The organism is Mesorhizobium xinjiangense, from assembly GCF_009749525.1.
Classification (GTDB): domain Bacteria; phylum Pseudomonadota; class Alphaproteobacteria; order Rhizobiales; family Rhizobiaceae; genus Mangrovimarina; species Mangrovimarina xinjiangensis.
Genome location: NZ_WOAC01000022.1, coordinates 87888 through 112786 on the forward strand (window position 1 = coordinate 87888; position 24899 = coordinate 112786).

A 24899-nucleotide genomic window follows, 5' to 3' on the forward strand; every position below is an offset into this window, starting at 1 on the left:
CCCCTCTGCCCTGTCGGGCATCTCCCCCTCAAGGGGGGAGATCGCCTTCATGGCGACCCAGGCTCGTCGCTGGCATCGCAAAACATACTTCGAACAAGCGGCCGTCCAATCTCCCCCCTTGAGGGGGAGATGCCCGGCAGGGCAGAGGGGGGTAGCTGGCGCCGTTCAATCCACTGGCAGCAAGGAATAGAGCCATGCTGCGCTTCATCACCATACGCATCCTGTCGACGCTGCCCGTCCTGCTTGTGCTGAGCGTGGTGACATTCGCCATCATCCAGGCGCCGCCGGGCGATTATAGCGACTATATCCGCTCCCAGCTCATCAACCAGGGTGGGGCATCCATCGAGCAGGCGGAAGCCCAGGCCGAAGCCTGGCGCGAGGAACGCGGCTTCAATGATCCGATCCCCGTCCAGTATCTGCGCTGGATCACCGGCATCGTGACGCGCGGCGATTTCGGGCACAGCTTCTATTACAACAAGCCCGTTGGCGATGTGGTGGCCGAGCGCCTGCCCCGCACCATCCTGCTGGCGCTCACCTGCCATATATTGGCGTCGATCCTCGGCATCTCGCTCGGCATCATTGCCGCGACCAGGCAATATAGCTGGGTCGACACGCTTTTCTCCTTCATATCCTTTTTGGGCATGACGATCCCGCGCTTCCTGCTGGCCCTTGTCATTCTCTATATCCTCGCCTTCAGGCTCAATGTGCAGGAACTCGGCAGCTTCTTCTCTCCCCGCTATGGCGGCGCGCCGTGGTCGTGGGGCAAGTTCGTCGATCTGGTGAAGCATGTGTGGCCGGTTGTCGCCATCGCCACCTTCGGCGGGCTGGCCTACAACATGCGCGTCATGCGCTCCAATCTGCTCGATACGCTCAACGCGCAATATGTGGAGACGGCGCGTGCCAAGGGGCTTTCGGAAGGGGCGGTGGTATTGAAGCACGCCGTGCCCAATGCGCTGCATCCGCTGGTCGCCTATCAGGGCGTGGTGTTGCCCTACATGCTGACGGGCGAGATCGAGGTGGCCATCGTCTTCACGCTGGCGACAGTAGGACCGGCCATCGTCGGATCCATGAACAGGGGCGATGTCTACGTGACGGCGACCTTCATGCTGGTGCTGGCGGCAACGCTCATCATCGGCAATATCATCGCCGACATTCTGCTCGCCCTTCTCGATCCACGCGTGCGCCTGGGAGGAGCGGCAGAATGACCTTGTCCACTCTTCCCGAGCCTCGTCACGGCACGATGCAGGAATTGCCGCCCGAGACGGAACCTGCAACGCTGCCCAGCCATGGCGAGGAAAGCTATTCGCGGCTTGTCTGGCGGCGCCTGCGCCGCTCGGTCAGCGGCATGGTTGGCCTCGTGCTGGTCTCGCTTCTGGTGATCGTGACGATCTTTGGCGATTTCTTCGCGCCCCTGGACCCGAAGGAGCCGGGCATCGCCTTCGCGCCGCCGGACCACATAAGCTTCTTCTCACCCGACGGCAGTTTTTCGCCGATCCCCGATGCCTACCCCATCGGAGAGACGGGCGAGCTCGACCCGATCACCTTCCAGCCTCTCACCGGGCCGGATCTGGAGAACCCCATCGCGCTCGGCTTCCTCGTCAAAGGCAGCCCCTATCGGCTCTTCGGCCTCATTCCGGCCAAACGGCATTTCTTTGGTGCGCGCGACGGCCAACCCGTCCATTTCCTTGGCACGGACAAGTTCGGGCGGGACATCCTTTCGCGCGGCATCGTCGGCGCGCGCATTTCGCTTGCCATAGCGCTCATCGTCGTCTCCATCACGACGGTCGTCGGCACGCTGGTCGGCATCGCGTCGGGTTATCTGGGCGGCCGCGCCGACACGTGGCTGCAGCGTATCGTCGAGCTGGTGCTGGCCTTTCCGCAACTGCCGCTCTATCTGGCGCTCGCTTCGCTGATCCCGGCGACGGCGTCGTCCAACGTCTTCCTCGCCTTCGTCATCGTCGTTCTGGCCGCGCTCGGCTGGGCGCAGCTCTCGCGCGAGGTGCGCGGCAAGACACTGGCGCTGGCGCGCGTCGATTATGTGCGCGCGGCGATGGCCGTGGGTGCCGGTGACGGACGCATCATCCTGCGCCATATCCTGCCCAATGTGCTGTCCCATGTGATTGTCGCCGTCACAATCGCCATTCCGACGGTAGTGCTTCTGGAAAGCTTCCTCGGTTTCCTGGGCTTTGCCGTAAAACCGCCGCTGATCTCCTGGGGGCTGATGCTGCAGGATACGTCGAATTTCTCGGTGATCGGATCCTATCCGTGGATCCTGTCGCCGGTCGTCTTCGTGCTCATCACCGTCTTCGCCTTCAACGCGCTGGGCGATGGCCTGCGCGACGCCGTCGATCCGTATTGAGGGAGGCGGGGATGCTCGACACGAACAATTCCTTCGCTCCTCCCGAACGGCACGATCTGGGACAGCATGGCCGCGAGCTGATCCTCGACGCGCGCAATATCGCCGTCGACTTCAAGGTCGAGGGCGGGGTGGTGAACGCGGTGCGAGACGTTTCCTTCCAGCTTCACAAGGGCGAGACCGTGGCGCTGGTGGGCGAAAGCGGCTCCGGCAAGTCGGTGACGGCGCGCACAGTGATGCGGCTTTTGTCGCGGCGAGCAACCATCAGGCCGGGCGCCAGCGTCAAGCTGCAGGACAAGGATGTCGTGACCTTGAGCGATCGGGCGATGCGCCGCCTGCGCGGCAAGAAGGTCTCGATGATCTTTCAGGAGCCCATGTCCTCGCTCAACCCGGTCTACACGATCGGCCGGCAAATCTGCGAGATCCTGCATCTGCACAACCGCATCTCCAGAAAGGAAGCGGTGGCGCGGGCGAGGGAGCTTCTGGAGGAAGTGCATATCCCCGAGCCGGAAGCGCGGCTGAAACAGTATCCGCATCAGCTTTCCGGCGGCCAGCGCCAGCGCGTGATGATCGCCATGGCCTTGGCCAACCGGCCGGACATATTGATCGCCGACGAACCCACCACGGCGCTCGACGTGACGGTACAGGCGCAGATCCTGCATCTCATCAAGGAGCTGAAGGACAAATACGGCATGGCGGTGATCCTCATCACCCATGACCTGACCATCGTCCGCCAATTCTCCGAATATGTCTATGTGATGCAGAACGGCGTGGTGCGCGAGCACAACGAGACTGACGCCCTGTTCGCCAATCCGCAACATCCCTATACGCAGCGTCTGCTGGGAGCGGAGCCCAAGGGCCGGGCCAGGCCGCTTTCTGGCGGCGAGTCCATCGTTCTCGAGGGCAGGGATGTGAATGTCACCTTCAAGCTGCGCCGCGGTGGCATGTTCAGGCCCGACTATTTCGACCTCGCCGCCGTAGACGATCTCGATCTCAAGCTGCAGCGCCACGAGACCCTCGGTCTCGTCGGCGAAAGCGGCTCGGGCAAGACCACTTTCGGCCAGGCCCTGATGCGGCTGATCCCCAATCAGGGCGGCGAAATCTATTTCGACGGGGAACCGATCCATGGGCGCAACCGCAAGGCCATGCAGCCATTGCGCTCGCGCATGCAGGTGGTGTTTCAGGATCCCTTCGCCTCCCTCAATCCGCGCATGTCGGTGCGCCAGATCATCGAGGAGGGGCTGATCGTCAACGGTATCGGTGCCAATGCCCGCGAGCGGGTGGAGCGCGTGCGCCAGGCGCTCACCGACGCCGGCATGCCCGACAATATCCTCAACCGCTTCCCGCATGAATTTTCCGGCGGACAGCGCCAGCGCATCGCCATTGCAAGGGCGATTGCGCTGGAGCCGGAATTCATCCTGCTCGACGAGCCGACCTCGGCGCTCGACCTTTCGGTGCAGGCGCAGATCATCGCGCTTCTGCGCAAGCTTCAGGATGAAAAGGGCCTTTCCTACCTCTTCATCTCGCACGACCTGAAGGTGGTGCGGGCGCTGTGTCACCGCGTGATGGTGATGCAGTTCGGCAAAATCGTCGAAGAAGGGCCCGTGGAGGAGGTGCTGTCCAGCCCCAAGACCGACTATACGGCCCGGCTCGTCCGCGCCGCATTCGAAATTGCCGCTTGAACTTCGGAGTTAGCAAAATGGCAAATCCAAGAATTGCCTTCATCGGCGCCGGCTCGACGGTGTTCATGAAGAACATCGTCGGAGACCTGTTGCAGCGGCCGGCGCTTGCCGGCGCCACGGTCGCGCTCATGGACATCAATTCCGAACGGCTGGAAGAGAGCGCGATCGTGGCAAACAAGCTCGCCGCGACGCTGGGCGTGCCGGCGAAGGTGGAAACCCATACCGACCGGCGCGCCGCTCTCGAGGGCGCGGATTTCGTCATCGCCGCCTTCCAGGTCGGCGGTTATGAACCGTCCACCGTGATCGATTTCGAGGTGCCGAAGAAATACGGCCTGCGCCAGACCATTGCCGATACGCTGGGCGTCGGCGGCATCATGCGCGGCATCCGCACCGTGCCCCATCTTTGGAAGGTCTGTGAGGGCATGCTTGAAGTCTGCCCGCAGGCGATCCTCCTGCAATATGTGAACCCGATGGCAATCAACACCTGGGCGATCGCGGAAAAATATCCGCAGATCCGCCAGGTGGGGCTGTGCCATTCCGTGCAGGGCACGGCATCGGAACTGGCGCGCGATCTCGACATACCGGTGGAGGAAATCCGCTACCGGGCCGCCGGCATCAACCACATGGCATTCTATCTGAACTTCGAGCACAAGCAGCCCGACGGGACCTACAAGGACCTTTATCCGGAGCTTTTCAAGGGTTATCGCGAAGGCCGCTTTCCCAAGTCCAGCCACTGGAACCCGCGCTGCCCCAACAAGGTGCGCTACGAGATGATGACGCGGCTCGGCTATTTCGTCACCGAAAGCTCGGAGCATTTCGCCGAATATGTGCCCTGGTTCATCAAGCGCGACCGGCCGGACCTGATCGAGAAATTCGGCATTCCGCTGGACGAATATCCCAAGCGCTGCGTGGAGCAGATCGAGAGCTGGAAGGCGCAGGCCGAGCGCTACCGCAAGGCCGAGCGCATCGAGGTGAAGGAGAGTCACGAATACGCCTCCTCCATCATGAATTCGGTCTGGACGGGCGAGCCTTCCGTCATCTACGGCAACATCGCGAACAAGGGTTACATCACCTCGCTGCCGGAGGGGTGCGCGGTGGAGGTGCCCTGTCTGGTGGACGCAAATGGCATCCAGCCGACCGTAATCGGCGCGCTGCCGCCGCAACTGACCGCCCTGATGCGCACCAACATCAATGTTCAGGAACTGACAGTGGCGGCATTGATGAGGGAAAACCGCGATCACATCTATCATGCGGCCATGCTGGATCCGCACGCCGGCGCCGAGCTCGATCTCGAACAGATATGGAGCCTCGTCGATGACCTTCTCGCCGCCCATGGCGACATGCTGCCCGAATGGGCGCGCGGTGGTGCGAAACAGCAGGTCGCCTGAAAAAGTACCGCACTCTCCCCGACTTGCGCCCGGTTCACAAACCGGGCGTCTTCTTTATGAGGATCGAGTTCGCCCTTCACCGATTGATCGGCGGCCCCTCGAAGACATGGCCTTCATATTGCGGCAGGTCATCGGTGATCGTGTACCAGGGCGCCTTGGAGCCCACGAAGATGTGCTCTGTGGGGCGCAGGGTCGGTTCGTCGACGAGCGTGCCCATGGAAATATGAACATATGCGCCTTCGCGGACGACGGAATAGAGAAAGGAGCCGCAGCGGGCACAGCGCGCATCGTGATTGTCGGCCTCACCGAAGATGAGCAGGCTGTCTTCGCCCCGGGTCACCGTCATCTTCTCGCGCTCTATGCCGGCGAAGGGCTTGAAGGCCGCGCCCGTCGCCTGCCGGCATAGCGAGCAATGACAGTTGCCTGCATAAGAGAATGCATCTTCGACCGTATAGCGAACCGCTCCGCACATGCATCTGCCCGAAAGCCTACGCTCATCATTGGCCGGTTTACCATCACTCATCGTCTCTCTCCCTCTCCACTTCGCCCGATGAAGGAACGAAGGAAGGTCTGCAGGCTGCATGACCCCGGCTTCGACCTTACCGATGCGCGCCTTCCATTCGGCGCAGTTCCTCCACGGTTCGCACGGGCTTGCGCGCCGCTCCTTGCCAGTCGCGGACTGCGACCTTTGTCCGGGCGAGCCTTTCCTTCGCTGCCGGCACGGCGGCTGCATATTGCGGCAGCCATTTAGCCTGCGCCACTACCATTTCGTCCACCATCGCCCATACCTCATCCGGCGTGCAGACGGCGCCGACCAGCGGGTCGTGCAGCACGGCGAGCTTCAACAGGTCGATGTCGCCGGCAATGGCCGCTTCCACGGCCATGCGCTGCACCGATATGGAGGCGTTGCAGGTGGCGGCGCAGGCGAGCGGCAGGGTGATGCCCTCCACCATGTTGATGCCGAAACGGTCGACAAAGCCCGGGCTTTCGATGATGGCATCCGTCGGCAGGTTGGTGATGATGCCGTTGTTCTTCACATTGAAATGGCCGCGATAGATCCTGCCGGTCTCGCGCGCTTCCAGAATGTAGCTGGCATGCTCGCTGGTGCGCCTGTGCTCGGAAAGCGGTTTCTCCGCTTCGGCGAGAAATTTCGGAAAATCCGTCTCGAACCAGTTGCGCGCCTCGGTGCAGTAGCGCAGGTAGCCGCCGGTTTCGCCATGGATCCACTCGCTCATGTCGATCCATTTGCCGATCTCCTCCGGGCGCTTGCGATACCAGGGGAGATATTCGGAAAGATGCCCGTTGCTTTCGGTCGAGTAGACGCCGAAACGCTTCAGGACATCGATGCGCAGCTTCTCTTGCTGCGAATAGACGGGATGGCGCTCGAAGGCGGCGATCAGCTCGCCCTTCTCGATCCTGCGGCCGTTGACGCGCAGATCGATGAACCATGTCTGATGGTTGATGCCACTGCAGATATAGTCGAGCTCGCTGCCCTTTACCCCCAAGACCTGCGCGATCTGGCGCGCGCCGTGCTGCACGCCGTGGCACAGGCCAACCGTATCCACACCGCCATATTGGAGCGCGGCCCAGGTGTTCATGGCCATGGGATTGGCATAGTTGAGGAACAGTGCGCCGGGCTCGGCCACCTCGCGGATGTCCTTGCAGAAGTCGAGAATGACAGGGATGTTGCGCTGGCCATACATGATACCGCCGGCGCACAGCGTGTCGCCCACGCACTGGTCGACGTCGTATTTCAGCGGAATGTCGATATCGCCCGCAAAGGCTTCGAGCCCGCCGACGCGCACGCAGCTCATGATGTAGCGCGCGCCCTCGATCGCCGCGCGCCGGTCCGTGGTGGCGGTCACCCTGGCCGGCAGGTCATTCACCGCCACGATCTTCTCGATGATCTGGCGGACCATATCGAGATTGTGCTCGTTGATGTCCGTCAGGGCGATCTCGATGTCGGAAAATTCAGGAACCTTGAAAAGGTCCGACACGAGAGTCTTGGTGAAGCCGATCGAGCCGGCGCCGATGATGGCGACTTTGAACGACATGTTTTTTCCTCTTCGTCAGGCCGGGGTATAGGGTGGATTGCGCGATCGCGGCGGCGGGTAGCCCTCAGGCATGGATCCTCGGGCTTGACCCGAGGATCCATGCCGGAAAGCCGCCGCTCGAAACAACGCTCCCATGCTGACACCATTGCTAGCCCTTTCCTCCAAAACCGTGTAGAGAAAGCTTGTGCTGAAATGGGTAATTTTGTGCTTTCCTCGCTGATCGAACATGGCCACAAGATGCGCCGGGTCGCACCGCCGAAGGGCTCGGTAGGTCTCTTCTGCATGGCTGGGGGCGCGGGCTACGAGCTGCGTGTCAACGAAGTCTATTCCTGGGACGGGCTGAGGCGGGGGGAGGAGCCTTTTGTGCTCATCCAGCACACAATGGCAGGCGAGGGTATGCTGGACTACGAGGGCACGCGCCATGTGCTCATTCCAGGCGATACGATGCTTTTGACCTTTCCCCATGCCAACCGCTACTGGCTGGAGCGGGGGAGGAGCTGGGAATATTTCTGGATCATCCTGAGCGGCCGCGAGGCGCTGCGCCTTGCGGGCGCCATACTGGCGGCCAAGGGGCCGGTCTCAAGGCCGGTGCAGCCGGTGGTCGACCGGTTGGCCGGAGCCTGCGTCATGCTGCTTTCCGGTTCGGTGGACTTGCCTGGCGCCGTATCGGCGGCCGCTTACCAGGCCATTGCCGCGCTCTATGACGAAGCTTTCGGCACGGCTATCGAGGCAGCGGACCTGCCTCTGCCTGTCCTGCGTGCCGAGCGGTTTGTGGCAGACAATCTCGGGCGGGCGATCGATGTTGGCATGCTGGCGCGGGCGGCGGGACTGAGCCGTGCGCATTTCGTCCGGCTGTTCACCGCTGCTGTCGGGCAGCCCCCATCGGATTATATTCTCGACAAGCGGATGGAGCGGGCCACACGCCTGCTGCTTGCAACCGATGCACCCATCAAGGAAGTGGCAAGGGTTTCCGGTTTTGCCGACGCCAACTATTTCTCCAAAGCTTTCCGACGCCTGCAAAAGCGCTCGCCCGGCGCGTTCCGCAGGACCGGGCGGACTGGATTGCTGACAACCATCGACGGATAACGCAGTGGTCAGACTCGACCGCCGGCCGGGCCTTTGACGCGGTTCTTGGTGCGCTGCGCCCGGGCCGACTATTCCTCTCCAACACGGCGCTACTGGGGCAGAATGGCGCTGAGGTGATCACCCGGGCGAAATAGCCTCCAGCGCGGGCCTCAGTGCAGCTTGAGGACGATGCGGCCGTCGATGCCGCCGGCTTCCATGCGTTCGAATATGTCGTTGATATTGTCGAGCTTGTCCCAGGAGAAATGGGCCGCGACCGCGCTGTCACCGGCAAAATCGAGTGCCTCTTCGAGATCCTGGCGCGTTCCGACGATGGAGCCGCGTATGGTGATCCGCTTCAGGACGGTATCGAAAATCGGCATAGCGAACATGCCGGGCGGCAGGCCGACGAGCGCCATCGTGCCGTGGGCGCGCAACATGCCGAAGGCCTGTTCGAAAGCCTTCGGCGAAACGGCCGTGACAAGGACGCCGTGCACGCCGCCGATCTGCTTTTGGACCTCGTCAGCCACATCGGTTTCGCGCGCATTGAGCGCGATGTCGGCTCCGAGCGATTTGGCCAGTTCCAGCTTGTCGGGATGAACGTCGACCGCGACGACATGCATGCCCATGGCGCGGGCATATTGCACCGCCATGTGGCCAAGTCCGCCGATGCCCGAAATGGCGACCCATTCGCCGGGCTTGACCTCGGTCTCCTTCAGCCCCTTGTAGACGGTGACGCCGGCGCACAGGACCGGTGCGGCGGGACCCCATTCCAGCTTGTCGGGCAGCCGTCCGACATAGTTCGGATCGGCGAGCGCGTATTCGGCGAAGCTGCCATTGACCGAATAGCCGGTATTTTGCTGCTTCGCGCACAGCGTCTCCCAGGCGGTCCGGCAATAGGTGCAATATCCGCAGGCCGTGTGCAGCCACGGCACTCCAACCCTGTCGCCTTCCTTGATGCGCTTGACGTTGCGCCCGACGCCGACAACCGTACCGACGCCTTCATGGCCGGGAATGAAGGGCGGGCTCGGCTTGACGGGCCAGTCACCCTTCACCGCATGCAAATCGGTGTGGCAAACGCCGGTGGCGGCTATCCTGACGAGGACCTGGTCCGGATCGGGCTCCGGCACAGGCCACTCCTCGATCGCCAGCGGCTCGCCGAGCGTTCTGCACACGGCAGCCTTCATCATGTTCGACATATCGGGTCTCCTTCTTCCTCAAAAACCCCACTGCCCGGTCTTGCACCATCAAAAGGTTCAGCCAGCAGATTCGCTGCTCATCATGTGAAGCAGTTGCCGGGCTCATGACTACCTCAGAAAGCGCCGGAAACGCCGCAGCGAGAAGCTGAACAGGAGGATCCCGATCAGAATGAGCGCTGCGAATTGCGGCCACACGATGCCCAGACCGGCGCCGCGGAACAGGATTGCCTGCGCAAGGATGACGAAATGCGTGTTGGGGGCGGCCAGCATGATGGTCTGGATGATTTCGGGCATGCTTTCACTTGGGGTCATTCCGCCCGAAAGAACCTGCAACGGCAGCAGGACGAGCATCAGCAAAAGGCCGAACTGGGGCATCGAGCCGGCGACCGTCGCCAGGAAAATGCCCATCGAGGTGGTGGCGAAAAGCTGCAGCGCGGTTGCGGCGAGAAACAGAAGGATCGACCCCTGAATGGGCACTGCGAGCAGCCCCTGCGCGACGAACACCAGGGCGAAGGTGGAGGCAACGAGCACGACCAGCCCCATCGACCAGATCTTGCTCAGCATGATCTCGGTCGGCGTCACCGGCATGACGAGCAGATGCTCGATGGTTCCGTGTTCGCGCTCCCTGATCAGGGCCGCGCCGGTCAGCACGATCGACAGCATGGTGATGGAGGAGATGATGTTGGTGATGGCGCTGAACCAGCCGGTATCCAGTTGAGGGTTGAAGCGCGCCCGCAATGCCAGGTCCACAGGCAGGGTCTGAACCTGTCGATAGCGGTTGACGTATTCATCCACTTCGGAACTCACGATCTGCTGCACATAGCCGCCGCCGGTGAATGCCTGGGACATGCGGGTGGCATCGATGTTGACCTGAATGGTCGGCGAGCGGCCAGCCAGCAGGTCGCGCTGGAAATTCGGTGGGATGTTGAGGGCGAACGTATCGAGTCCGGCATCCATGCGGCTGTCCATCTCCGGCCAGGAGATGAGGTTCGGCACGGTGAAATAAGGCGGATAGAATGCCGTTGCGATGCGCCCGGAAACAGGCGAGCGGTCTTCGTCGACGATGGCGATGGTCGCATTGTTGAGTGTTTCGGGGACAGCACGCGAGGAGGTGTAGATCGACACCGAGAAGGCGTAGACGATCAGTGCCAGCAGCATCGGATCGCGCAAAAGGCCGCGCAGTTCCTTGACCCCGAGATTGAATATGTTGGCCAGCCGCATGCTCAGCGCTCCTGCTTCCTGAGCATCAATATGCCCAACCCCATGAGCACCGGAATGGCGATCAGCAGCGGCACGAAAGCGCTGGCAAGATCGCTGAATTCAAGCGCCTTCGAGAAGGTGCCGCGCGAGATCGTGACGAAGTAGGTGGTGGGGAATATCGTGCCGATGAATGCTCCGGCCCCCTGGAGCGAGGATACCGGGTCGATCAGCCCCGAATACTGAACGGCCGGGATCATCGTCAAAAGCGCGGTGCCGAATATCGCCGCGATCTGGCTCTTGATGAAAGTCGATATGACCAGTCCAATTCCGGTCGTGATGATCGCGTAGAGGAACGCTGCGGCCATGAAGGTCAGAAAACTGCCGGTGAAGGGGACACGGAAGATGAACACCGCGAAAGCGGTCAGCATGAAGAAATTGACCATCGCCAGGACGACATAGGGGATCTGCTTGCCGACGAGAAATTCCAGCCGGGTGACCGGCGTCACATAGAAATTGATGATCGAGCCCAGTTCCTTCTCCCGTACCACGCTGAGAACCGACAGGATCGCCGGGATGATCAGCAGCAAGATGGGAATGACTGCCGGCACCATGGCCACCAGGCTTTGTATGTCGGGATTGTAGCGGTAGCGGATGGCAAGCTGAAATTCGCCGACCGTAGCGGCATCGCCGTAGAGCCGGCGCATCTCCTGCGTCAGCCAGGCCGTATGCATCCCCTGCACGTAGCCGCGAACGGTTTCTGCCCGCGACGGCATGGCGCCGTCGATCCAGGCGCCGATCTCAACGTCTGTGCCGCGCGCGATATGCCGTCCAAAGCCGGGCGGGATTTCGATTGCCAGGCTGAGCTCGCCATTGCGCATGCGCCGGTCGAGATCGGCATAGTCGGTGATCGGCGGGTGCTCGATGAAATAGCGCGAGCCGGAAATCTGCTGCACGTAATTGCGGCTGATCGTCGTGTCGTCGTGGTCGAGCACGGCGAAGGTCAGGTCCTCGACATCCATGTTGATGCCGTAACCGATGACAAACATCAAAATGACGCTGCCGAGGATGGCCAGCGTGGCGCGGATCGGATCGCGCTGCAATTCCAAAGACTCGCGCCGTGTGTAGGCAAACATGCGCCGAAGGTCGAAAGATCGGTCGCGCACAGTCTGCTGGTGCGGCTCGGCCGCGCTTGCGGCTTGCGGCGTGTCCGGCTGCGCAGGCGCCTCCGGCTCGCCGATCGCCTCTTCCAGATAGGCAATGAAGGCGTCTTCCAGCGTCGCCGCCTGTTTGCTGGCGGTGATTGCCGCCGGCGTGTCGCTGATCAGCACCTTGCCGGCATGCATGAGGGAGATGCGGTCACAGCGCTCCGCCTCGTTCATGAAATGGGTGGAAACGAAGATGGTCACACCGTCCTGCCGCGACAAGTCGGACAGATTCTGCCAGAAGCTGTCGCGGGCGACCGGATCGACGCCGGATGTCGGCTCGTCGAGAATGAGCATGTCGGGCGAATGGATCAGCGCCACGGCGAGCGACAAGCGCTGACGCATGCCCAGAGGCAGCGCGTCCGGCAGTTCGTCCATGTTGTCTGTCAGCCCGAACCGCTCGGCCATTTCGGCCACCCGGCCTGGAATTGCATCGGATGGCACGCTGAACAGCCTGGCATGCAGCTCGAAATTCTGCCGCACGGTCAATTCCGAATAGAGCGAGAAGGCCTGAGACATGTAGCCGACACGACGGCGGACTTCGAGATCGTTGGGATCGACTTCCCGTCCGAAAAGCCGCGCCGTGCCTTCGCTCGCCGCCAGGAGCCCTGTCAGCATCTTCATCGTCGTCGTCTTGCCGCAGCCGTTGGAGCCGAGGAAGCCGAAGATCTCGCCGCGCTGGATGCCGAAGCTGACGTCGTCGACGGCGGTGAACGTGCCGAAACGCATGCTCAGATGCTCTGCCTCGATGGCCGGCTCGCCGGCGTCATTCGGCTTGCGGGGCGGAATGACCACCTCCTTGTATCCGCGCCGCTCGTCCTCGGGCAAAAGAGCGATGAAGGCCGCATCGAGCGTCGGCGCGCTGGTCTGGCGCAACAGCTCGGCTGGCGCCCCCGTGGCCAGGACATGCCCGGCATCCATGGCTACCAGCCAGTCGAAACGTGCCGCCTCGTCCATATAGGCGGTCGCCACGACAACGCTCATGCCGGCCCGCTCGGCCCTGATCCGGTCGATGAGTTCCCAGAACTGGCGCCGGGCCAGCGGATCTACGCCGGTCGTTGGCTCGTCCAGGATCAAGAGATCGGGATCATGGATGAGTGCGCAGCACAGGCCGAGCTTTTGCTTCATGCCGCCTGAAAGCTTGCCCGCCGGACGGTCGGCGAATGCCGACAGGTCGGTGCTTTGCAGGAGATCGGCAATGCGCCGTTCGCGCTCTTCGCGGCCGTGGCCGAACAGCCGCCCGAAGAAGTCGATGTTTTCGAACACGGACAAGGTGGCATAGAGGTTCTTGCCGAGCCCTTGCGGCATATAGGCGATGCGCGGATAGACCGAGCGGCGATGACGCGGGTCGGCGATGTCGCCGTCGAGGACCATGATGCGGCCCTCCTGCATTTCACGGGCTCCAGCGATGAGCGACAGAAGGCTGGATTTGCCCACCCCATCGGGGCCGATCAGCCCGACCATCGCCCCCGACGGCAAATCGAGCGTGATCGCGTCAAGCGCGCGTGTCGAGCCAAAGGACAGTCCGACAGACTCCAGCCGCGCGACAGGCGGTGCGTCCGTCATCGCGCTGTCCCGGCTATTCATTCGACCAGCGTTCCGCTGAGGTTTTCAGGCCACTGCGCGTCCGCATCGAGCCTGACATAGGCAACGCCGGGCAGCCCCGTCTTGACCTGCTGGATATGCTCCTTCAGCAACGCCTCGGGAATCTGCGCCTTGATGCGGAACATCAGCTTCTCGCGCTCTTCCGCCGTTTCCACCGTCTTGGGCGTGAACTGCGCGACATCGGACACGAAGGACGCGGTGGCGGGAATGACATATTGCGGGGCCGCATCGAGGACGATACGGACTTCCGATCCCATGGCAACTCGTCCGGCCTGTGCCGTTGGCAGGAAGAAGGTCATGTAGACGTCGCCGAGATCAACGAGATTGAGGACCCGACCGCCGGCCGACAGCACCTCGCCCAGCTGCGCGACGCGGTATTGCACGCGCCCGGCTCGCGGCGAGCGCAAGGTGCTGTCATTGATATCGGCCTGGATGCTCTCGAGCTGCGCCTGGGCTGCATCGACAGCCGCCTTGGCATCGACGACCTGCGCCTTGGCGGAATGGGTGGCGGCGTCGCTCGCGGCGAGCTGTGCCTCGGCGGCGCTGCGCGCTGCGGTGGCGCCCTGCACTGTGGCCCGATCGTCGTCGAGCACCTGCTGCGATACCGCACTCGTCGTCACCAATCGCTCCGAGCGCTCGAAACGCTTCTGCGCCGCCTCAAGCTCGGCCGCGCGCTGCTCGATCACGGCCGCGGCCGCCTTGTATTCCGCCTGCCTCTGGACCACCAGGCTTTCGGCCGTTTCGACGCCGATCCGGGCTCTCTGCAATTGTGCCTCGGCCTGACGATGCTGCGCCTCGAGCTGCTCGGTGTCCATCCGTGCGAGCACCTGGCCAGCCTCGACGAAATCCCCCTCATTGACGAGAACTTCGCGAATGCGCCCGGCCGTCTTGGTGGACACGTCAATCTCGACTGCCTCGATGCGCCCGTTGCCGCTGGCAAATCCGTCCGGAAGGCCGCGATCATCGAACGCCTGCCAGGCCCAGTAACCGGCAACCGCCACGACTGCGACGAGCACCGCCATCAGCGCACGCTTTCTGGACTCGGTCATATCAATGTTCCTCGGATTCGCTTCAAGAAGGAGGATGGCGCCGCGCCATAGCACCGGCGATCAGGCTGAAAATTCACGCTATGCGTTAGAAAGCACGTGCCGCTTTCGCGGGTACCGGCGAAGCGTTCGAAGCCCGTGAAGCTCGATAAGCGCACTTTGACCAAGGCGGGTCTTCCGGCAATACCAACCTACTCGTAACGGTAGCATAGTTGCAGAGCCGCTTGACTGGCAAGCGGCTCCATTCGGCAGCCGCACCGAACCGAATGGGGCGAAGCGTCCCTGTTCGTGCTGATCTGCTCGAACGCGGGTCAGGCGGTTCGCGTCGGCCGTTGAAGGCAATCCGCATCCGCCGGAGCCAATCCCTCAACGACCGCATCGAGCAGGATCATCGGCGCGTCAAGCGTCGGGTCCGCTCCATGCTCGGCTTCAAGACAGAGATGAACGCAGCAATCACCCTGTCCGGCGTCGAGATAAATTCTGCGGTGGGCGGCTCGTTACGCGGGCCCCGGGGCGTTGCGGTCGGTGAGATAGCTGACAAGCATCCGTTCGATATGAACCCGGCGCTGAGCGAGCCAGTCCGGGTCCGAAAGGTCCTGTGCGAAGATCACCGAAAGCGTGAACTGGCTCAGCAAGTGCAACTGGCTCAGCGCCACGATCGAGACATAGAGCTGGACCGGGTCGACATCGCCGCGAAACACGCCCTGGCCCTGTCCGCGGTCCAGAATGCCCCGAATCGTCTCGACCAGCGGCAGGGTCATCGCCTGAACGTGCGGCAGGCGTTTCAGGAAACGGCCCTTCATCGTGTTCTCGCTATTGATGAGCGCGAGCACGTCGCGGCGCGCGGCAAAGAAGTCGAAGGTAAAGCCGATCAGCTTGCGAATGCCCTCCAATGGCTCGGCATGCGTGAGGTCGAGCTTGTTCTCGCCTTCGCGGATCTCGCCGTAAATCGTCTCCAGGACCGCGAGGTAGACCCCCTCCTTGCTGCCGAAATAGTGGTAGATCATGCGCATGTTCGCCTTGCTCTTCCTGGCGATGCGTTCGACTCTGGCGCCGCTGAATCCGTAAAGACAGAACTCGGATTTTGCCGCATTTAGAATCGCTTGACGGGATTTCTTTGCGTTGCGCTCCCGCTTGGGGCGGTCCTCGCCCGCCAATTCATCCGTCACCGCGTTCCTCCCACCACTCATTGCTCTCCAAAAACTTCTGCTGCGGCCATCGATTGAAGTGTAACGACTTTTCGTCCGCCGGTCATGCATCGGGAACGCAGGGCTTGACAATACCGCAATAAGTAAAAAGATAATTACATATGCCGGCCTTACAGGCTGCCCGACGACATGCGAGGAATCCGATGTTGCAGACGAAGCGCGGCTATGCGGGCATGGTCACGGCCCCTCATCATCTTGCCGCCCAGGCGGGACTGGAGGTCTTGCGCGACGGCGGCAATGCCATCGAGGCGATGATCGCCGCGGCCGCGACGATCGCGGTGGTCTATCCGCATATGAACGGCCTGGGGGGAGACGGCTTCTGGCTCATCGGGCGGTCGGGCGAAGTGCCGACGGCGATCCGGGCCTGCGGCCGGTCGGCCGCACTGGCTTCGCGCGACTGGTATCGCGGGCAGGGGGTCTCGCAGATTCCCTCGCGCGGGCCGCTTGCCGCGCTGACCGTGGCCGGAACGGTGGCCGGCTGGCAGTCGGCCCTTGCGCTGAGCCGCGAGCGCCACGGCGGGCGGCTGCCGCTCGGCCGTCTCCTTGAACACGCCATCCGGCACGCCGCCGACGGTGTGCCGGTGCCGCGCACCCTTCACGAAAACGCGCGCAACAAGATTGCGGAGCTGCGGGACGTGCCGGGCTTTGCGGACGTGTATCTGGAGGATGGGTCGCCGCCCGCCGTCGGGTCGCGGCTGCGCCAGGAGCGCGTGGCAGCCACGCTCGAGCGTCTGGCCGAGGCCGGTCTGGGCGACTTCTATCGTGGCGACTTGGCCAGATCCCTGGCGCGTGATCTGGAGGCGGCGGGCAGCCCGATTCGTCTCCCGGACCTGGAAGAACACGAAGCGCCGGTCGTGGCGCCGCTCGGCGTCAATGTGGGGCGCCACAAGGTCTACAACCTTCCGCCGCCGACCCAGGGCCTGGCCTCGCTTCTCCTGCTTGCGCTCTACGATCGGGTTGCGGCCGAGGAAGCAGACGGCGTCGCCCACGTGCACCGCCTGGTGGAATGCACCAAGGCGGCATTCCAGGTGAGAGACCGGAATGTGACGGACCCCGACTACATGAAGTGTCCGGCCACCTCCTCTCTCGATGCCCGGTCCATCGATGCCCTCGCCGCGCGGATATCGAAGGAGAAGGCCGCGCCCTGGCCGCATCCTTCGGAACCGGGCGACACGGTATGGCTCGCCGCCGCCGACGGGCAGGGTCTCGTAGTCAGTTTCATTCAGAGCATCTACTGGGAGTTCGGCTCCGGGCTCGTCCTGCCGGCCTCGGGCGTGACCTGGCAGAACCGCGGTACGAGCTTCAGCATGGAAGCGGACCATCTCAACCGGCTCGAGCCGCGGCGCTTGCCGTTTCACACGATCCAGCCCGCAATGGCCGAACTCTCCGACGGCCGGCTGATGGCATACGGAACCATGGGCGGCGAGGGCCAGCCGCAGTCCCAGGCCGCGATCTTCACGCGCCACGTCCTTTACGGGCAGGAACTGCAGGCGGCGGTGACGGCTCCGCGGTGGCTGCTGGGGCGCACCTGGGGCGAGGAAGCGACCAACCTCAAGCTGGAGGCGCGTTTCGACGAGGAAGTCGTCGCGGGGCTTGAGCAGCGCGGTCACGATCTGGTCGTTGTCGGGCCGTTCGAGGAAATGATGGGACATGCAGGCGCCATCGTGCGTCATCCCGACGGGCTGCTGGAGGGCGCCAGCGACCCGCGCAGTGATGGCGTTGTTGCAGTGCGGTAGAGGAGGCAGTCTTTCGATGCAGTTTGCCCCAGAAGTAATAAAGTGTTTACATACTAAAAGGGTGCCGGGTCGCCGCCCGCCGCCTACACAAGAAAACAATGAATGGCAACCAATGGGAGATAAATTGGTGCGACACATGCTTCTTGCTGTGCTCGGTATGAGCGCAATTCTTCTCACGAACGAGGGCGCCGCAGCCCAGACGATCTTAAAATTCCATCACGACCTGCCCGAAGACAGCGCCCAGCACGTGGCGGCCGAGCGGTTCCGCGATTTGGTCGCGGAGCGCACGGACGGGGCGATCGAGGTGAAGATCTTTCCCAACAACTCGCTTGGCGACGACGTTCAGGCAACCCAGCAGATGCAGTTCGGCGCAATCGAAGGCGGCATCGTTCCGACAGCCAAATTGTCGAACTTCCAGCCGGCCATGCAATTGCCGGACCTGCCCTTCCTCTTTCCCTCTCCGGCCATCGCGCACGCATTCCTCGACAGCGAGATCGGCGATGAGCTTTTGGCTTCGCTTGACGCGGTCGGTCTCAAGGGCGTGACCTTCTGGGAAAGTGGGTTCAAGCAGTTCACCTGCAACAATCCGGTCAAGGTGCCTTCCGACTTCAATGGCCGCAAGGTCAGGGTCATGGAGAGCCCGATCATCATCGCCCAGTTCCGGGCCATGGGCTCGACCCCTGTGCCGATCGCATTTTCCGAGACCTACACGGCGCTGCAGCAGGGGGTGGTCGACTGCCAGGAAAATCCCCTCGTGTCGATCGTCAAGATGAAGTTCCACGAGGTGCAGTCGGACGTGGTGATCAGCAACCATGCCTATCTCGGCTATGCCCTGGTGTTCAGCAAGCGCTGGTTCGAGAAGCTCGACGAGGCGACGCAGACCATCCTTGTCGATGCCGCGCGCGAGGTCACCGCGCTGGAACGCGAGGAAACCGCGAAGCGCGAGGCCGGCTATATAGAGACGATCCGCCAGAGCCGCGCGACGCTCAGTGAACTGCCGGCCGACAATCGCGGCGCCTTCGAGAAAGCGACGCGGTCCGTCCACGACGAGTTCCGTGACGCGATCGGCGCCGAGCTGCTCGACAAGACATACCGCAAGATCGACGAGCTGACCGACTCCTGACGGTCCGTTCTCCCCTCAACAGGGGCGGTTTCTTCTAAACTCGGGGGCCGCCCGCGATTTTTGGCGCAAGCCCAATCGGCGAGGCACGCAATGCTCGAACGATTTGACCGGGTGCTGTCCCGGGCCGAGGACGTCTTTATCGTAACACTTCTGGTTACGGCATCGGCAATTCTCTTCGTCAATGTCGTAGCGCGGTACTTCTTCAACACCGGCCTTGTTTGGGCCGAGGAGTTCGTGCGCTACGAGATCGTCTGGCTGGTCTTCATCGGCGGCAGCGTGGCAACGCGCAAGGGCATCCATATCGGTGTCGAGATGGTACTTCACATGCTGCCCGCTCCGGCGCAGCGGCTGCTCAACATCTGCGTCGGGGTCGCTTGCGTCGCCTTCTGCCTTGCGCTGGCGATATACGGGTTAGAGCTGGTGGCGCAGACGAAGCAGTTTGGTCAGCGCAGCTCGGCCATGCAGATCCCCTTCTGGATCGTGCAACTGGCAATCCCTGTCGGGGCGGGCCTGATGGCGCTGCGCTTTGCCCAACGCCTCTATCTCGAGATCGCGGGCACATATCGCCGCAGCGAAACCGCAATACTCAACTGATCGCGCGGGGAAACAACAGATGACGCCGTTCTTCTTCTCTCTCCTCGCGGTCCTCCTGGCCAGCAGCATCCCCATCTTCATCGTGCTCGCCGGCGCGGTGACGACGGCGATGTGGTTGCAGGGCATGCCGCTGGCGTTGGTCGTCGAGCGGATGTTCTCCGGCATCGACTCCTTCGCCTTGATGGCAATCCCGTTCTTCGTGCTCACCGGCAATCTGATGGGCATCGGGGGGCTGTCGAAGCGGTTGATCCGGTTTGCCGACCTTGTCGTGGGACGGATGACCGGCGGGCTTGGAATCACCGCCGTCACGTCGTCGATGTTCTTCGGCGCCATTTCCGGCTCGAGCCCTGCCACGGTCGTCGCCGTGGGCGGCATCCTATATCCGGCACTTAAGGACGGCGGCTACGGCCGCGACTTCTCGATCGGCCTGATCGTGGCGTCCGGCTCGCTCGGCATCATCATCCCGCCGAGCATCGTGATGATCGTCTATGCAGCGGTGACCGGCACCTCGGTCGGGGCCCTGTTCATGGCGGGCATCGGTGCGGGTCTCGTCTACGGTCTCGTCTTCATGGGGTATGCCGCCATCCATGCCAAACGGCATAACGTGCCGCGCAGCCCGACGCCGACCTGGCCCGAGATCCGGGACGGCTTCAAGGACGCATCCTGGGGGCTTGGCGTGCCCGGCGTCATCCTCGGCGGCATCTACGGCGGCGTCTTCACGCCGACCGAGGCCGCTGCGGTCTCGGTCGTCTACGCATTTTTCGTGTCCGCGTTCATCTACCGGGAAAAGACCATCGTGGAACTGCTCGTTGCAGTTCGCGATTCCGCCGCAACAACGGCCCAGGTGATGATCATCCTTTCCGCGGCCGCCCTGCTTGCCTGGTATCTGACGTCCACCGGTCTTGCCGTGGCGATGACCAACGCCATCCTGTCGATCAGCGAAAACCCGATACATCTGTTCATGCTGATCAATGTCGCCGTGCTGCTGGCCGGCATGTTCCTCGACGGCGCCTCGATCATGGTGATCCTGGCGCCCCTGTTCTACAAGGTCGGCGTTCTGGTCGGGATCGATCCGGTTCATCTCGGCGTCGTGCTGACAGTGAACGGGGCGATCGGCATGTTCACGCCGCCATTCGGCCTCAACCTCTTCGTTGCCAGCAGTCTGGGTAAGGTGACCTACGAGCAGGCCGTGCGCGGCGCCCTGCCGTTCGTGGCACTCGCCATCATCGCCCTGATGATCGTCACCTACGTTCCCGGAATCAGCATGTGGCTTCCGCGTCTTCTCTACGCGGGCATGTAGCGCTTCGGGCCACTCCAACTGAAGGCGAATACACAGGCGTCAACGGGGATTCGCTGTGATCGTTTGACAAGTAAAAACTTACTTACTAAATTACCCGGGAAGCTGTCAGTCAGAAAGGGAAGGCGGGTCATGTGTGCTGAGGAAAACAGGGAGCTGAAGCCGCTGCTGGCGAATCGGGTCAAGGTCATCAATGTCGGTCTGGAGGGCTTTGTGGGCGAACTCAGGGCCTGCGGCATCGAGGTGACGCATGTCGATTGGAGGCCGCCTGCCGGCGGCGATCCGAAGATGGCCGCTCTCCTTGCGAAGCTCGGTGTTTAGGTGGGTCCCGCGATGCGATTGATAGAAAAAGCGAACAAGGAAGCGCTCCAGCGCATGCTCGAGGCCGAGCCGGTGCTGAGCGACATTGTGCCGGCGGGCGAGGTGATCTCCGGCCTGAAGGGACGCCGGATCCTGCATGCCGGCCCGCCGATCGGCTGGGAGCGGATGTGCGGCCCGATGCAGGGCGCAGTCGCCGGTGCGATCGTGTTCGAGGGCTGGGCGGCCGATCTCGACGCCGCCTTCAAGCTCGCGGCCGAAGGCGGCGTGGAATTTCATCCCAATCACCATTTCGACGCCGTGGGCCCTATGACCGGCATGATTACCGCCTCCATGCCGGTGTTCGTGGTCGAGAACCGGCGCTTCGGTAACCGGGCCTATTGCACGGTCAACGAAGGCCTCGGCAAGGTCATGCGCTTTGGCGGCAATGACGAGAGCGTCCTCAACCGTCTCGCCTGGCTGCGCGACGTCTTCGGGCCCGAACTCGCCAAGGCGATCCGTGCGCGCGACGGTATCGAGCTCAAGTCGATCGTGGCGCGCGGCCTGTCGATGGGCGACGAACTGCATCAGCGCAACGTCGCCTGTTCAAGCATCTTCCTGCGCGAGATCGCGCCATCGCTGGCCCGCACCTGTGGCGACACCGACAGGCTGGCCGACAGTCTGGCCTTCATCGCCGGCAACGACCAGTTCTTCCTCAATGTTGCGATGGCGATGGGCAAGGCGATCATGGATCCCGTCAGGGGTATCCGCGGTTCCACCATCGTCACTGCAATGTGCCGCAACGGGACCGAATTCGGCATACGCACGAGCGGCACGGAAGACAGATGGTTTACGGCGCCGGTCGAGATGCCCGAAGGGCTCTATTTCCCGGGGTTCTCGGAAGCCGACGCCAATCCCGACATGGGCGATTCGACGATCGTCGAGACGATCGGGCTGGGCGGCTTCGCCATGGCTGCTTCTCCCGCCGTGGCCGGATTCGTCGGTGCGGGGTCACCCTCCTCGGCCGCCAGTTTCACCAGGTCGATGGGCGAGATCACCGCCGGACAGAATCCCGAATGGACAATTCCCGCGCTCGATTTTGCCGGCGTGCCGACGGGCATCGACGTCCGGCTCGTCGTCGAGAGCGGGCTTGCGCCCACCATCAACACCGGCATTGCGCATCGCGAACCGGGCGTCGGCCAGGTTGGTGCCGGCGTTGTGAAGGCGCCGATAGCCTGTTTCGAAAAGGCCGTGTTGGCCATCGCCGAGGAGCTCGAAGTGGCATGACTGCATTCGTTCTCAACGAGATCCGCAAGGGCTTCTACCTCGATTCAGTCGCCCTGATGCGGCTGTCGCGCGAGATCGCGGCGCTGCCCGGCGTGCGCGAAGCCGCTCTCATGATGGCCACGCCGGCAAACAAGGCGATCCTGCGCGATGCCGGGCTGCTTGAGAGCGGCGACGTTGAAGCGCATGGCAACGACCTCGTCGTCGCCATGCGCGCCGACGATGAGCCGACTGCACGCGCCGCGCTCGGCCAGGCGCTGCTGGCGCTCGATGGCCGGAAGACGCAGTCGGGGGCGCACGACGCATGGACACCGCGCAGCATTGCCGCGGCAGTATCGGCAGCGGCGGACGCAAACCTCGCCCTGATCTCGGTCCCCGGCGAATTTGCCGCCGCCGAGGCGCGCAAGGCTCTTCGGCACGGCCTTCATGTCATGATGTTCAGCGACAACGTATCGATCGAGGATGAATTGTCCTTGAAGCAGGAGGCACGTGAGCGCGGCCTGCTGCTGATGGGCCCGGATTGCGGCACGGCGATCATCGGCGATGCACCGCTCGCCTTCGCCAACAAGATCAAACGTGGCCCGGTCGGCATCATCGGCGCGTCCGGCACCGGCACGCAGGAAGTGTCATGCCTCCTGTCGGAAGCCGGATCGGGTGTATCGCATGCCATAGGGGTGGGCGGTCGCGACCTGAAGAAGGAGGTCGGCGGCATTACGACTCTGATGGCGATCGATGCGCTGGATGCCGATGAGGCGACCGAACGGGTCGTGCTCATTTCGAAGCCGCCCCATCCCGATGTCGCCAGGACCGTGCTTGCCCGCATCGCGAAGAGCTCGAAGCCTTATACCGTCTGCTTCATCGGTTTGGAACAAGTCGAGGTGCCGGCCAATGCAACCTTTGCGCCGACGCTGAAGGACGCCGCGAAGGCGGTTTTGGGCGGGCTTCGCATTGGCTCCGGTTTCGATGCGTCGGCCATCGCTGCAAGGCATGGCGTGCCGGCAGGACGCGGGGCGCGCATCGAAGGCCTTTTCGCGGGCGGAACACTGTGCGCTGAGGCTCAGGTATTTTTGAAGAATGCCGGGCGTCGCGTGTCATCAAATGCGCCGGTGCCCGGCGTCGCCGTCCTCGAGAACGCACAGCCAGGGCAGGGCGACAGGATCCTTGACCTCGGGGCCGACGAATATACGCGTGGGCGCCCGCATCCCATGATCGATCCGTCGATACGCGACGACGCGCTCAGGACGGCACTCGAAAACACCGACATTGCCGTCATCCTCCTGGACCTGATCATCGGCTATGGCGCGCACAGCGACCCCGCCGGCCATCTTGCGGAGGTCATCGCGGGACGCCGGCCGGATGCGCCCCTGATCATCGGTTCGGTCACCGGTACGGAGGCCGACCCGCAGATACGGTCCCGTCAGGTCCGCACGCTCGAGGAGGCCGGTGTGCTGGTGGCGCCATCCAACGCCCAGGCCTGTGAAGTCGCTCTCAAGGTCCTGGCAACGGTGAAAGGCGAAGTCGATGCGCACGCTTGAGGAACTTCCCCGCCGCCTCGTGATCGCCATTGGCGGCAATGCCACCCATCCGGAGGATATTGCCGGCACGTCGCAGGAGCAGAAGGCTGTCGCCAGGCGCACGGCGAAGGCGCTGCTGCAGATTGCCCAGATGGACACCGAACTCATCATCACGCATGGCAACGGCCCCGTCGTCGGCAAGATCATGATGCGGCAGATGCTGACGATGGACCGCATCCCGCCTATGTCGATGGATATTTGCGTCGCCCACAGCCAGGGTGGCATCAGCTACCTGCTGATGCAGGCGATGGAGAACGCCTTGCGCAAGGTCGGCAATCCGCGCCATGTCGCCAGCCTCATGACGCAGGTCGAAGTGGACCCCGACGATCCGGCGTTCTCCAATCCGACCAAATTCGTCGGGCCCTTTTTCTCCAAGGAAGAGGCCGAGCGGATCAGCGCCGAGCTGGACTGGCTGATGAAGGAGGATTCCGGCCGCGGCTGGCGCCACGTCGTACCTTCTCCCAAACCGAAGCATATCTGCGACATTTCGCTTGTCGATGCGCTGATCAAGCGCGGTACTATCGTGATTGCAGGCGGCGGCGGCGGCATTCCCGTTGTCCGGTCCGCCAACGGGGTACGCGACGGCTTGCCGGCGGTCATCGACAAGGATCTGACGTCGGCCCACATGGCCAATATCCTTGGCATCAAGGAACTGCTGATCCTCACGGCGGTGCCCCGCGTCGCCGTCGATTTCGGCAAGCCGAGCCAGAGGGAGCTCGCAAACGTCACGCTCGACGAACTCAGGGCCTATCGCGACCAGGGGCACTTCCCGCCGGGCAGCATGGGCCCCAAGGTGGATGCGGCGATCCGCTTCCTGGAAAACGGCGGGCAGCGCGCGATCATCAGCGATCTCGAATGCGCCGTGCCGGCCTTGCTGGGGGAAACCGGAACGCATGTCACGCATTAAGGCCTGTTGAGATTCATCGTGAATTTATGACGGCGGCTGCGAGATGGATGATGGCAATGAACGAGGTGTCGGTTTTGTCGGCGCG

The 24899-nt window shown here is 62.9% G+C and carries 20 protein-coding genes and 1 pseudogene; 14 read left to right on the forward strand and 7 right to left on the reverse strand.

All coding sequences use genetic code 11. The features are described 5' to 3' along the window. Positions 1-194: 194 nt before the first annotated feature. From GM909_RS20630 to melA (GM909_RS20645), 4 genes are read left to right on the forward strand one after another with little or no spacing between them, the layout of a single operon-like run. Complete coding sequence (locus GM909_RS20630) at positions 195-1205, forward strand: ABC transporter permease (protein WP_157019104.1); 1011 nt, start codon at positions 195-197, stop codon at positions 1203-1205. A gap of 35 nt (positions 1206-1240) precedes the next feature. Next, the gene (locus GM909_RS20635) at positions 1241-2359 is read left to right on the forward strand and encodes an ABC transporter permease (protein WP_157019128.1); all 1119 of its coding nucleotides are present in this window, start codon (positions 1241-1243) and stop codon (positions 2357-2359) included. A gap of 11 nt (positions 2360-2370) precedes the next feature. After that, positions 2371-4038 (forward strand): ABC transporter ATP-binding protein, encoded by a 1668-nt coding sequence (locus GM909_RS20640; RefSeq protein WP_157019105.1) that lies wholly within the window; start codon positions 2371-2373, stop codon positions 4036-4038. A gap of 17 nt (positions 4039-4055) precedes the next feature. Then, on the forward strand, positions 4056-5426 hold the full coding sequence (melA, locus tag GM909_RS20645) for an alpha-glucosidase/alpha-galactosidase (RefSeq protein ID WP_157019106.1): 1371 nt from the start codon (positions 4056-4058) through the stop codon (positions 5424-5426). A gap of 76 nt (positions 5427-5502) precedes the next feature. On the opposite strand, the gene GM909_RS20650 is transcribed toward melA (GM909_RS20645), so the two are convergent. After that, positions 5503-5949: a GFA family protein gene (locus GM909_RS20650; protein ID WP_157019107.1), complete on the reverse strand. Its 447-nt coding sequence runs from the start codon at positions 5947-5949 to the stop codon at positions 5503-5505. 76 nt (positions 5950-6025) lie between these two features. Next, positions 6026-7480, reverse strand: coding sequence for an alpha-glucosidase/alpha-galactosidase (gene melA / locus GM909_RS20655; RefSeq protein WP_157019108.1), 1455 nt, complete (start codon positions 7478-7480; stop codon positions 6026-6028). A gap of 99 nt (positions 7481-7579) precedes the next feature. Here melA (GM909_RS20655) and GM909_RS20660 point away from each other — a divergent pair, with 99 nt between their 5' ends. Further along, complete coding sequence (locus tag GM909_RS20660; RefSeq protein WP_235911998.1) at positions 7580-8566, forward strand: AraC family transcriptional regulator; 987 nt, start codon at positions 7580-7582, stop codon at positions 8564-8566. Between the two features lie 149 nt (positions 8567-8715). Here the strand turns inward: GM909_RS20660 and adhP are convergent, their stop codons facing one another. The 4 genes from adhP to GM909_RS20680 form a co-directional block, all read right to left on the reverse strand. Further along, positions 8716-9741, reverse strand: a complete 1026-nt coding sequence (gene adhP, locus GM909_RS20665) for an alcohol dehydrogenase AdhP (RefSeq protein WP_157019109.1) — start codon at positions 9739-9741, stop codon at positions 8716-8718. A 108-nt stretch (positions 9742-9849) separates the two neighbouring features. Beyond that, positions 9850-10962, reverse strand: a complete 1113-nt coding sequence (locus GM909_RS20670; protein ID WP_157019110.1) for an ABC transporter permease — start codon at positions 10960-10962, stop codon at positions 9850-9852. Positions 10963-10964: 2 nt separating this feature from the next. After that, positions 10965-13730, reverse strand: a complete 2766-nt coding sequence (gene rbbA, locus GM909_RS20675; protein ID WP_157019111.1) for a ribosome-associated ATPase/putative transporter RbbA — start codon at positions 13728-13730, stop codon at positions 10965-10967. Continuing rightward, the gene (locus GM909_RS20680) at positions 13727-14797 is read right to left on the reverse strand and encodes an HlyD family secretion protein (RefSeq protein WP_157019112.1); all 1071 of its coding nucleotides are present in this window, start codon (positions 14795-14797) and stop codon (positions 13727-13729) included. The genes rbbA and GM909_RS20680 overlap by 4 nt, the downstream gene beginning before the upstream one ends. 320 nt (positions 14798-15117) lie before the next feature. Here GM909_RS20680 and GM909_RS20685 point away from each other — a divergent pair. Then, positions 15118-15270 (forward strand): annotated as a pseudogene (locus tag GM909_RS20685) (DDE-type integrase/transposase/recombinase); the annotation flags it as partial. A 21-nt stretch (positions 15271-15291) separates the two neighbouring features. On the opposite strand, the gene GM909_RS20690 reads toward GM909_RS20685, so the two are convergent. Further along, complete coding sequence (locus tag GM909_RS20690) at positions 15292-16053, reverse strand: TetR family transcriptional regulator (protein ID WP_157019113.1); 762 nt, start codon at positions 16051-16053, stop codon at positions 15292-15294. Between the two features lie 92 nt (positions 16054-16145). Between GM909_RS20690 and GM909_RS20695 the strand changes: the two genes are divergently transcribed. From GM909_RS20695 to GM909_RS20730, 8 genes are all read left to right on the forward strand, one after another. Continuing rightward, the gene (locus GM909_RS20695) at positions 16146-17738 is read left to right on the forward strand and encodes a gamma-glutamyltransferase family protein (protein ID WP_157019114.1); all 1593 of its coding nucleotides are present in this window, start codon (positions 16146-16148) and stop codon (positions 17736-17738) included. A gap of 136 nt (positions 17739-17874) precedes the next feature. Beyond that, positions 17875-18861: a TRAP transporter substrate-binding protein gene (locus tag GM909_RS20700; protein WP_235912001.1), complete on the forward strand. Its 987-nt coding sequence runs from the start codon at positions 17875-17877 to the stop codon at positions 18859-18861. A 90-nt stretch (positions 18862-18951) separates the two neighbouring features. Continuing rightward, positions 18952-19455 carry a TRAP transporter small permease gene (locus tag GM909_RS20705; RefSeq protein WP_157019116.1) on the forward strand — a complete coding sequence of 168 codons (504 nt, stop codon included), beginning with the start codon at positions 18952-18954 and terminating at the stop codon, positions 19453-19455. A gap of 19 nt (positions 19456-19474) precedes the next feature. Next, complete coding sequence (locus GM909_RS20710; protein WP_157019117.1) at positions 19475-20755, forward strand: TRAP transporter large permease; 1281 nt, start codon at positions 19475-19477, stop codon at positions 20753-20755. Between the two features lie 129 nt (positions 20756-20884). Beyond that, positions 20885-21073, forward strand: coding sequence for a hypothetical protein (locus tag GM909_RS20715; protein ID WP_157019118.1), 189 nt, complete (start codon positions 20885-20887; stop codon positions 21071-21073). 12 nt (positions 21074-21085) lie between these two features. Further along, positions 21086-22336: a YlbE family protein gene (locus GM909_RS20720; protein WP_157019119.1), complete on the forward strand. Its 1251-nt coding sequence runs from the start codon at positions 21086-21088 to the stop codon at positions 22334-22336. Next, on the forward strand, positions 22333-23868 hold the full coding sequence (fdrA, locus tag GM909_RS20725) for an acyl-CoA synthetase FdrA (RefSeq protein WP_157019120.1): 1536 nt from the start codon (positions 22333-22335) through the stop codon (positions 23866-23868). Before GM909_RS20720 ends, fdrA begins: the two co-directional genes overlap by 4 nt. Beyond that, positions 23855-24814: a carbamate kinase gene (locus GM909_RS20730; RefSeq protein ID WP_157019121.1), complete on the forward strand. Its 960-nt coding sequence runs from the start codon at positions 23855-23857 to the stop codon at positions 24812-24814. The genes fdrA and GM909_RS20730 overlap by 14 nt, the downstream gene beginning before the upstream one ends. The last annotated feature ends 85 nt before the right edge of the window (positions 24815-24899 follow it).

Bases quoted from the DNA above. Each gene is read 5' to 3' on its own strand.
- GM909_RS20630 (WP_157019104.1), top strand. From the start codon at position 195: ATGCTGCGCTTCATCACCATACGCATCCTGTCGACGCTGCCCGTCCTG.
- GM909_RS20635 (WP_157019128.1), top strand. From the start codon at position 1,241: ATGCAGGAATTGCCGCCCGAGACGGAACCTGCAACGCTGCCCAGCCAT.
- GM909_RS20640 (WP_157019105.1), top strand. From the start codon at position 2,371: ATGCTCGACACGAACAATTCCTTCGCTCCTCCCGAACGGCACGATCTG.
- melA (WP_157019106.1), top strand. From the start codon at position 4,056: ATGGCAAATCCAAGAATTGCCTTCATCGGCGCCGGCTCGACGGTGTTC.
- GM909_RS20650 (WP_157019107.1), bottom strand. From the start codon at position 5,949: ATGAGTGATGGTAAACCGGCCAATGATGAGCGTAGGCTTTCGGGCAGA.
- melA (WP_157019108.1), bottom strand. From the start codon at position 7,480: ATGTCGTTCAAAGTCGCCATCATCGGCGCCGGCTCGATCGGCTTCACC.
- GM909_RS20660 (WP_235911998.1), top strand. From the start codon at position 7,580: ATGCCGGAAAGCCGCCGCTCGAAACAACGCTCCCATGCTGACACCATT.
- adhP (WP_157019109.1), bottom strand. From the start codon at position 9,741: ATGTCGAACATGATGAAGGCTGCCGTGTGCAGAACGCTCGGCGAGCCG.
- GM909_RS20670 (WP_157019110.1), bottom strand. From the start codon at position 10,962: ATGCGGCTGGCCAACATATTCAATCTCGGGGTCAAGGAACTGCGCGGC.
- rbbA (WP_157019111.1), bottom strand. From the start codon at position 13,730: ATGAATAGCCGGGACAGCGCGATGACGGACGCACCGCCTGTCGCGCGG.
- GM909_RS20680 (WP_157019112.1), bottom strand. From the start codon at position 14,797: ATGACCGAGTCCAGAAAGCGTGCGCTGATGGCGGTGCTCGTCGCAGTC.
- GM909_RS20690 (WP_157019113.1), bottom strand. From the start codon at position 16,053: ATGCATGACCGGCGGACGAAAAGTCGTTACACTTCAATCGATGGCCGC.
- GM909_RS20695 (WP_157019114.1), top strand. From the start codon at position 16,146: ATGTTGCAGACGAAGCGCGGCTATGCGGGCATGGTCACGGCCCCTCAT.
- GM909_RS20700 (WP_235912001.1), top strand. From the start codon at position 17,875: ATGCTTCTTGCTGTGCTCGGTATGAGCGCAATTCTTCTCACGAACGAG.
- GM909_RS20705 (WP_157019116.1), top strand. From the start codon at position 18,952: ATGCTCGAACGATTTGACCGGGTGCTGTCCCGGGCCGAGGACGTCTTT.
- GM909_RS20710 (WP_157019117.1), top strand. From the start codon at position 19,475: ATGACGCCGTTCTTCTTCTCTCTCCTCGCGGTCCTCCTGGCCAGCAGC.
- GM909_RS20715 (WP_157019118.1), top strand. From the start codon at position 20,885: ATGTGTGCTGAGGAAAACAGGGAGCTGAAGCCGCTGCTGGCGAATCGG.
- GM909_RS20720 (WP_157019119.1), top strand. From the start codon at position 21,086: ATGCGATTGATAGAAAAAGCGAACAAGGAAGCGCTCCAGCGCATGCTC.
- fdrA (WP_157019120.1), top strand. From the start codon at position 22,333: ATGACTGCATTCGTTCTCAACGAGATCCGCAAGGGCTTCTACCTCGAT.
- GM909_RS20730 (WP_157019121.1), top strand. From the start codon at position 23,855: ATGCGCACGCTTGAGGAACTTCCCCGCCGCCTCGTGATCGCCATTGGC.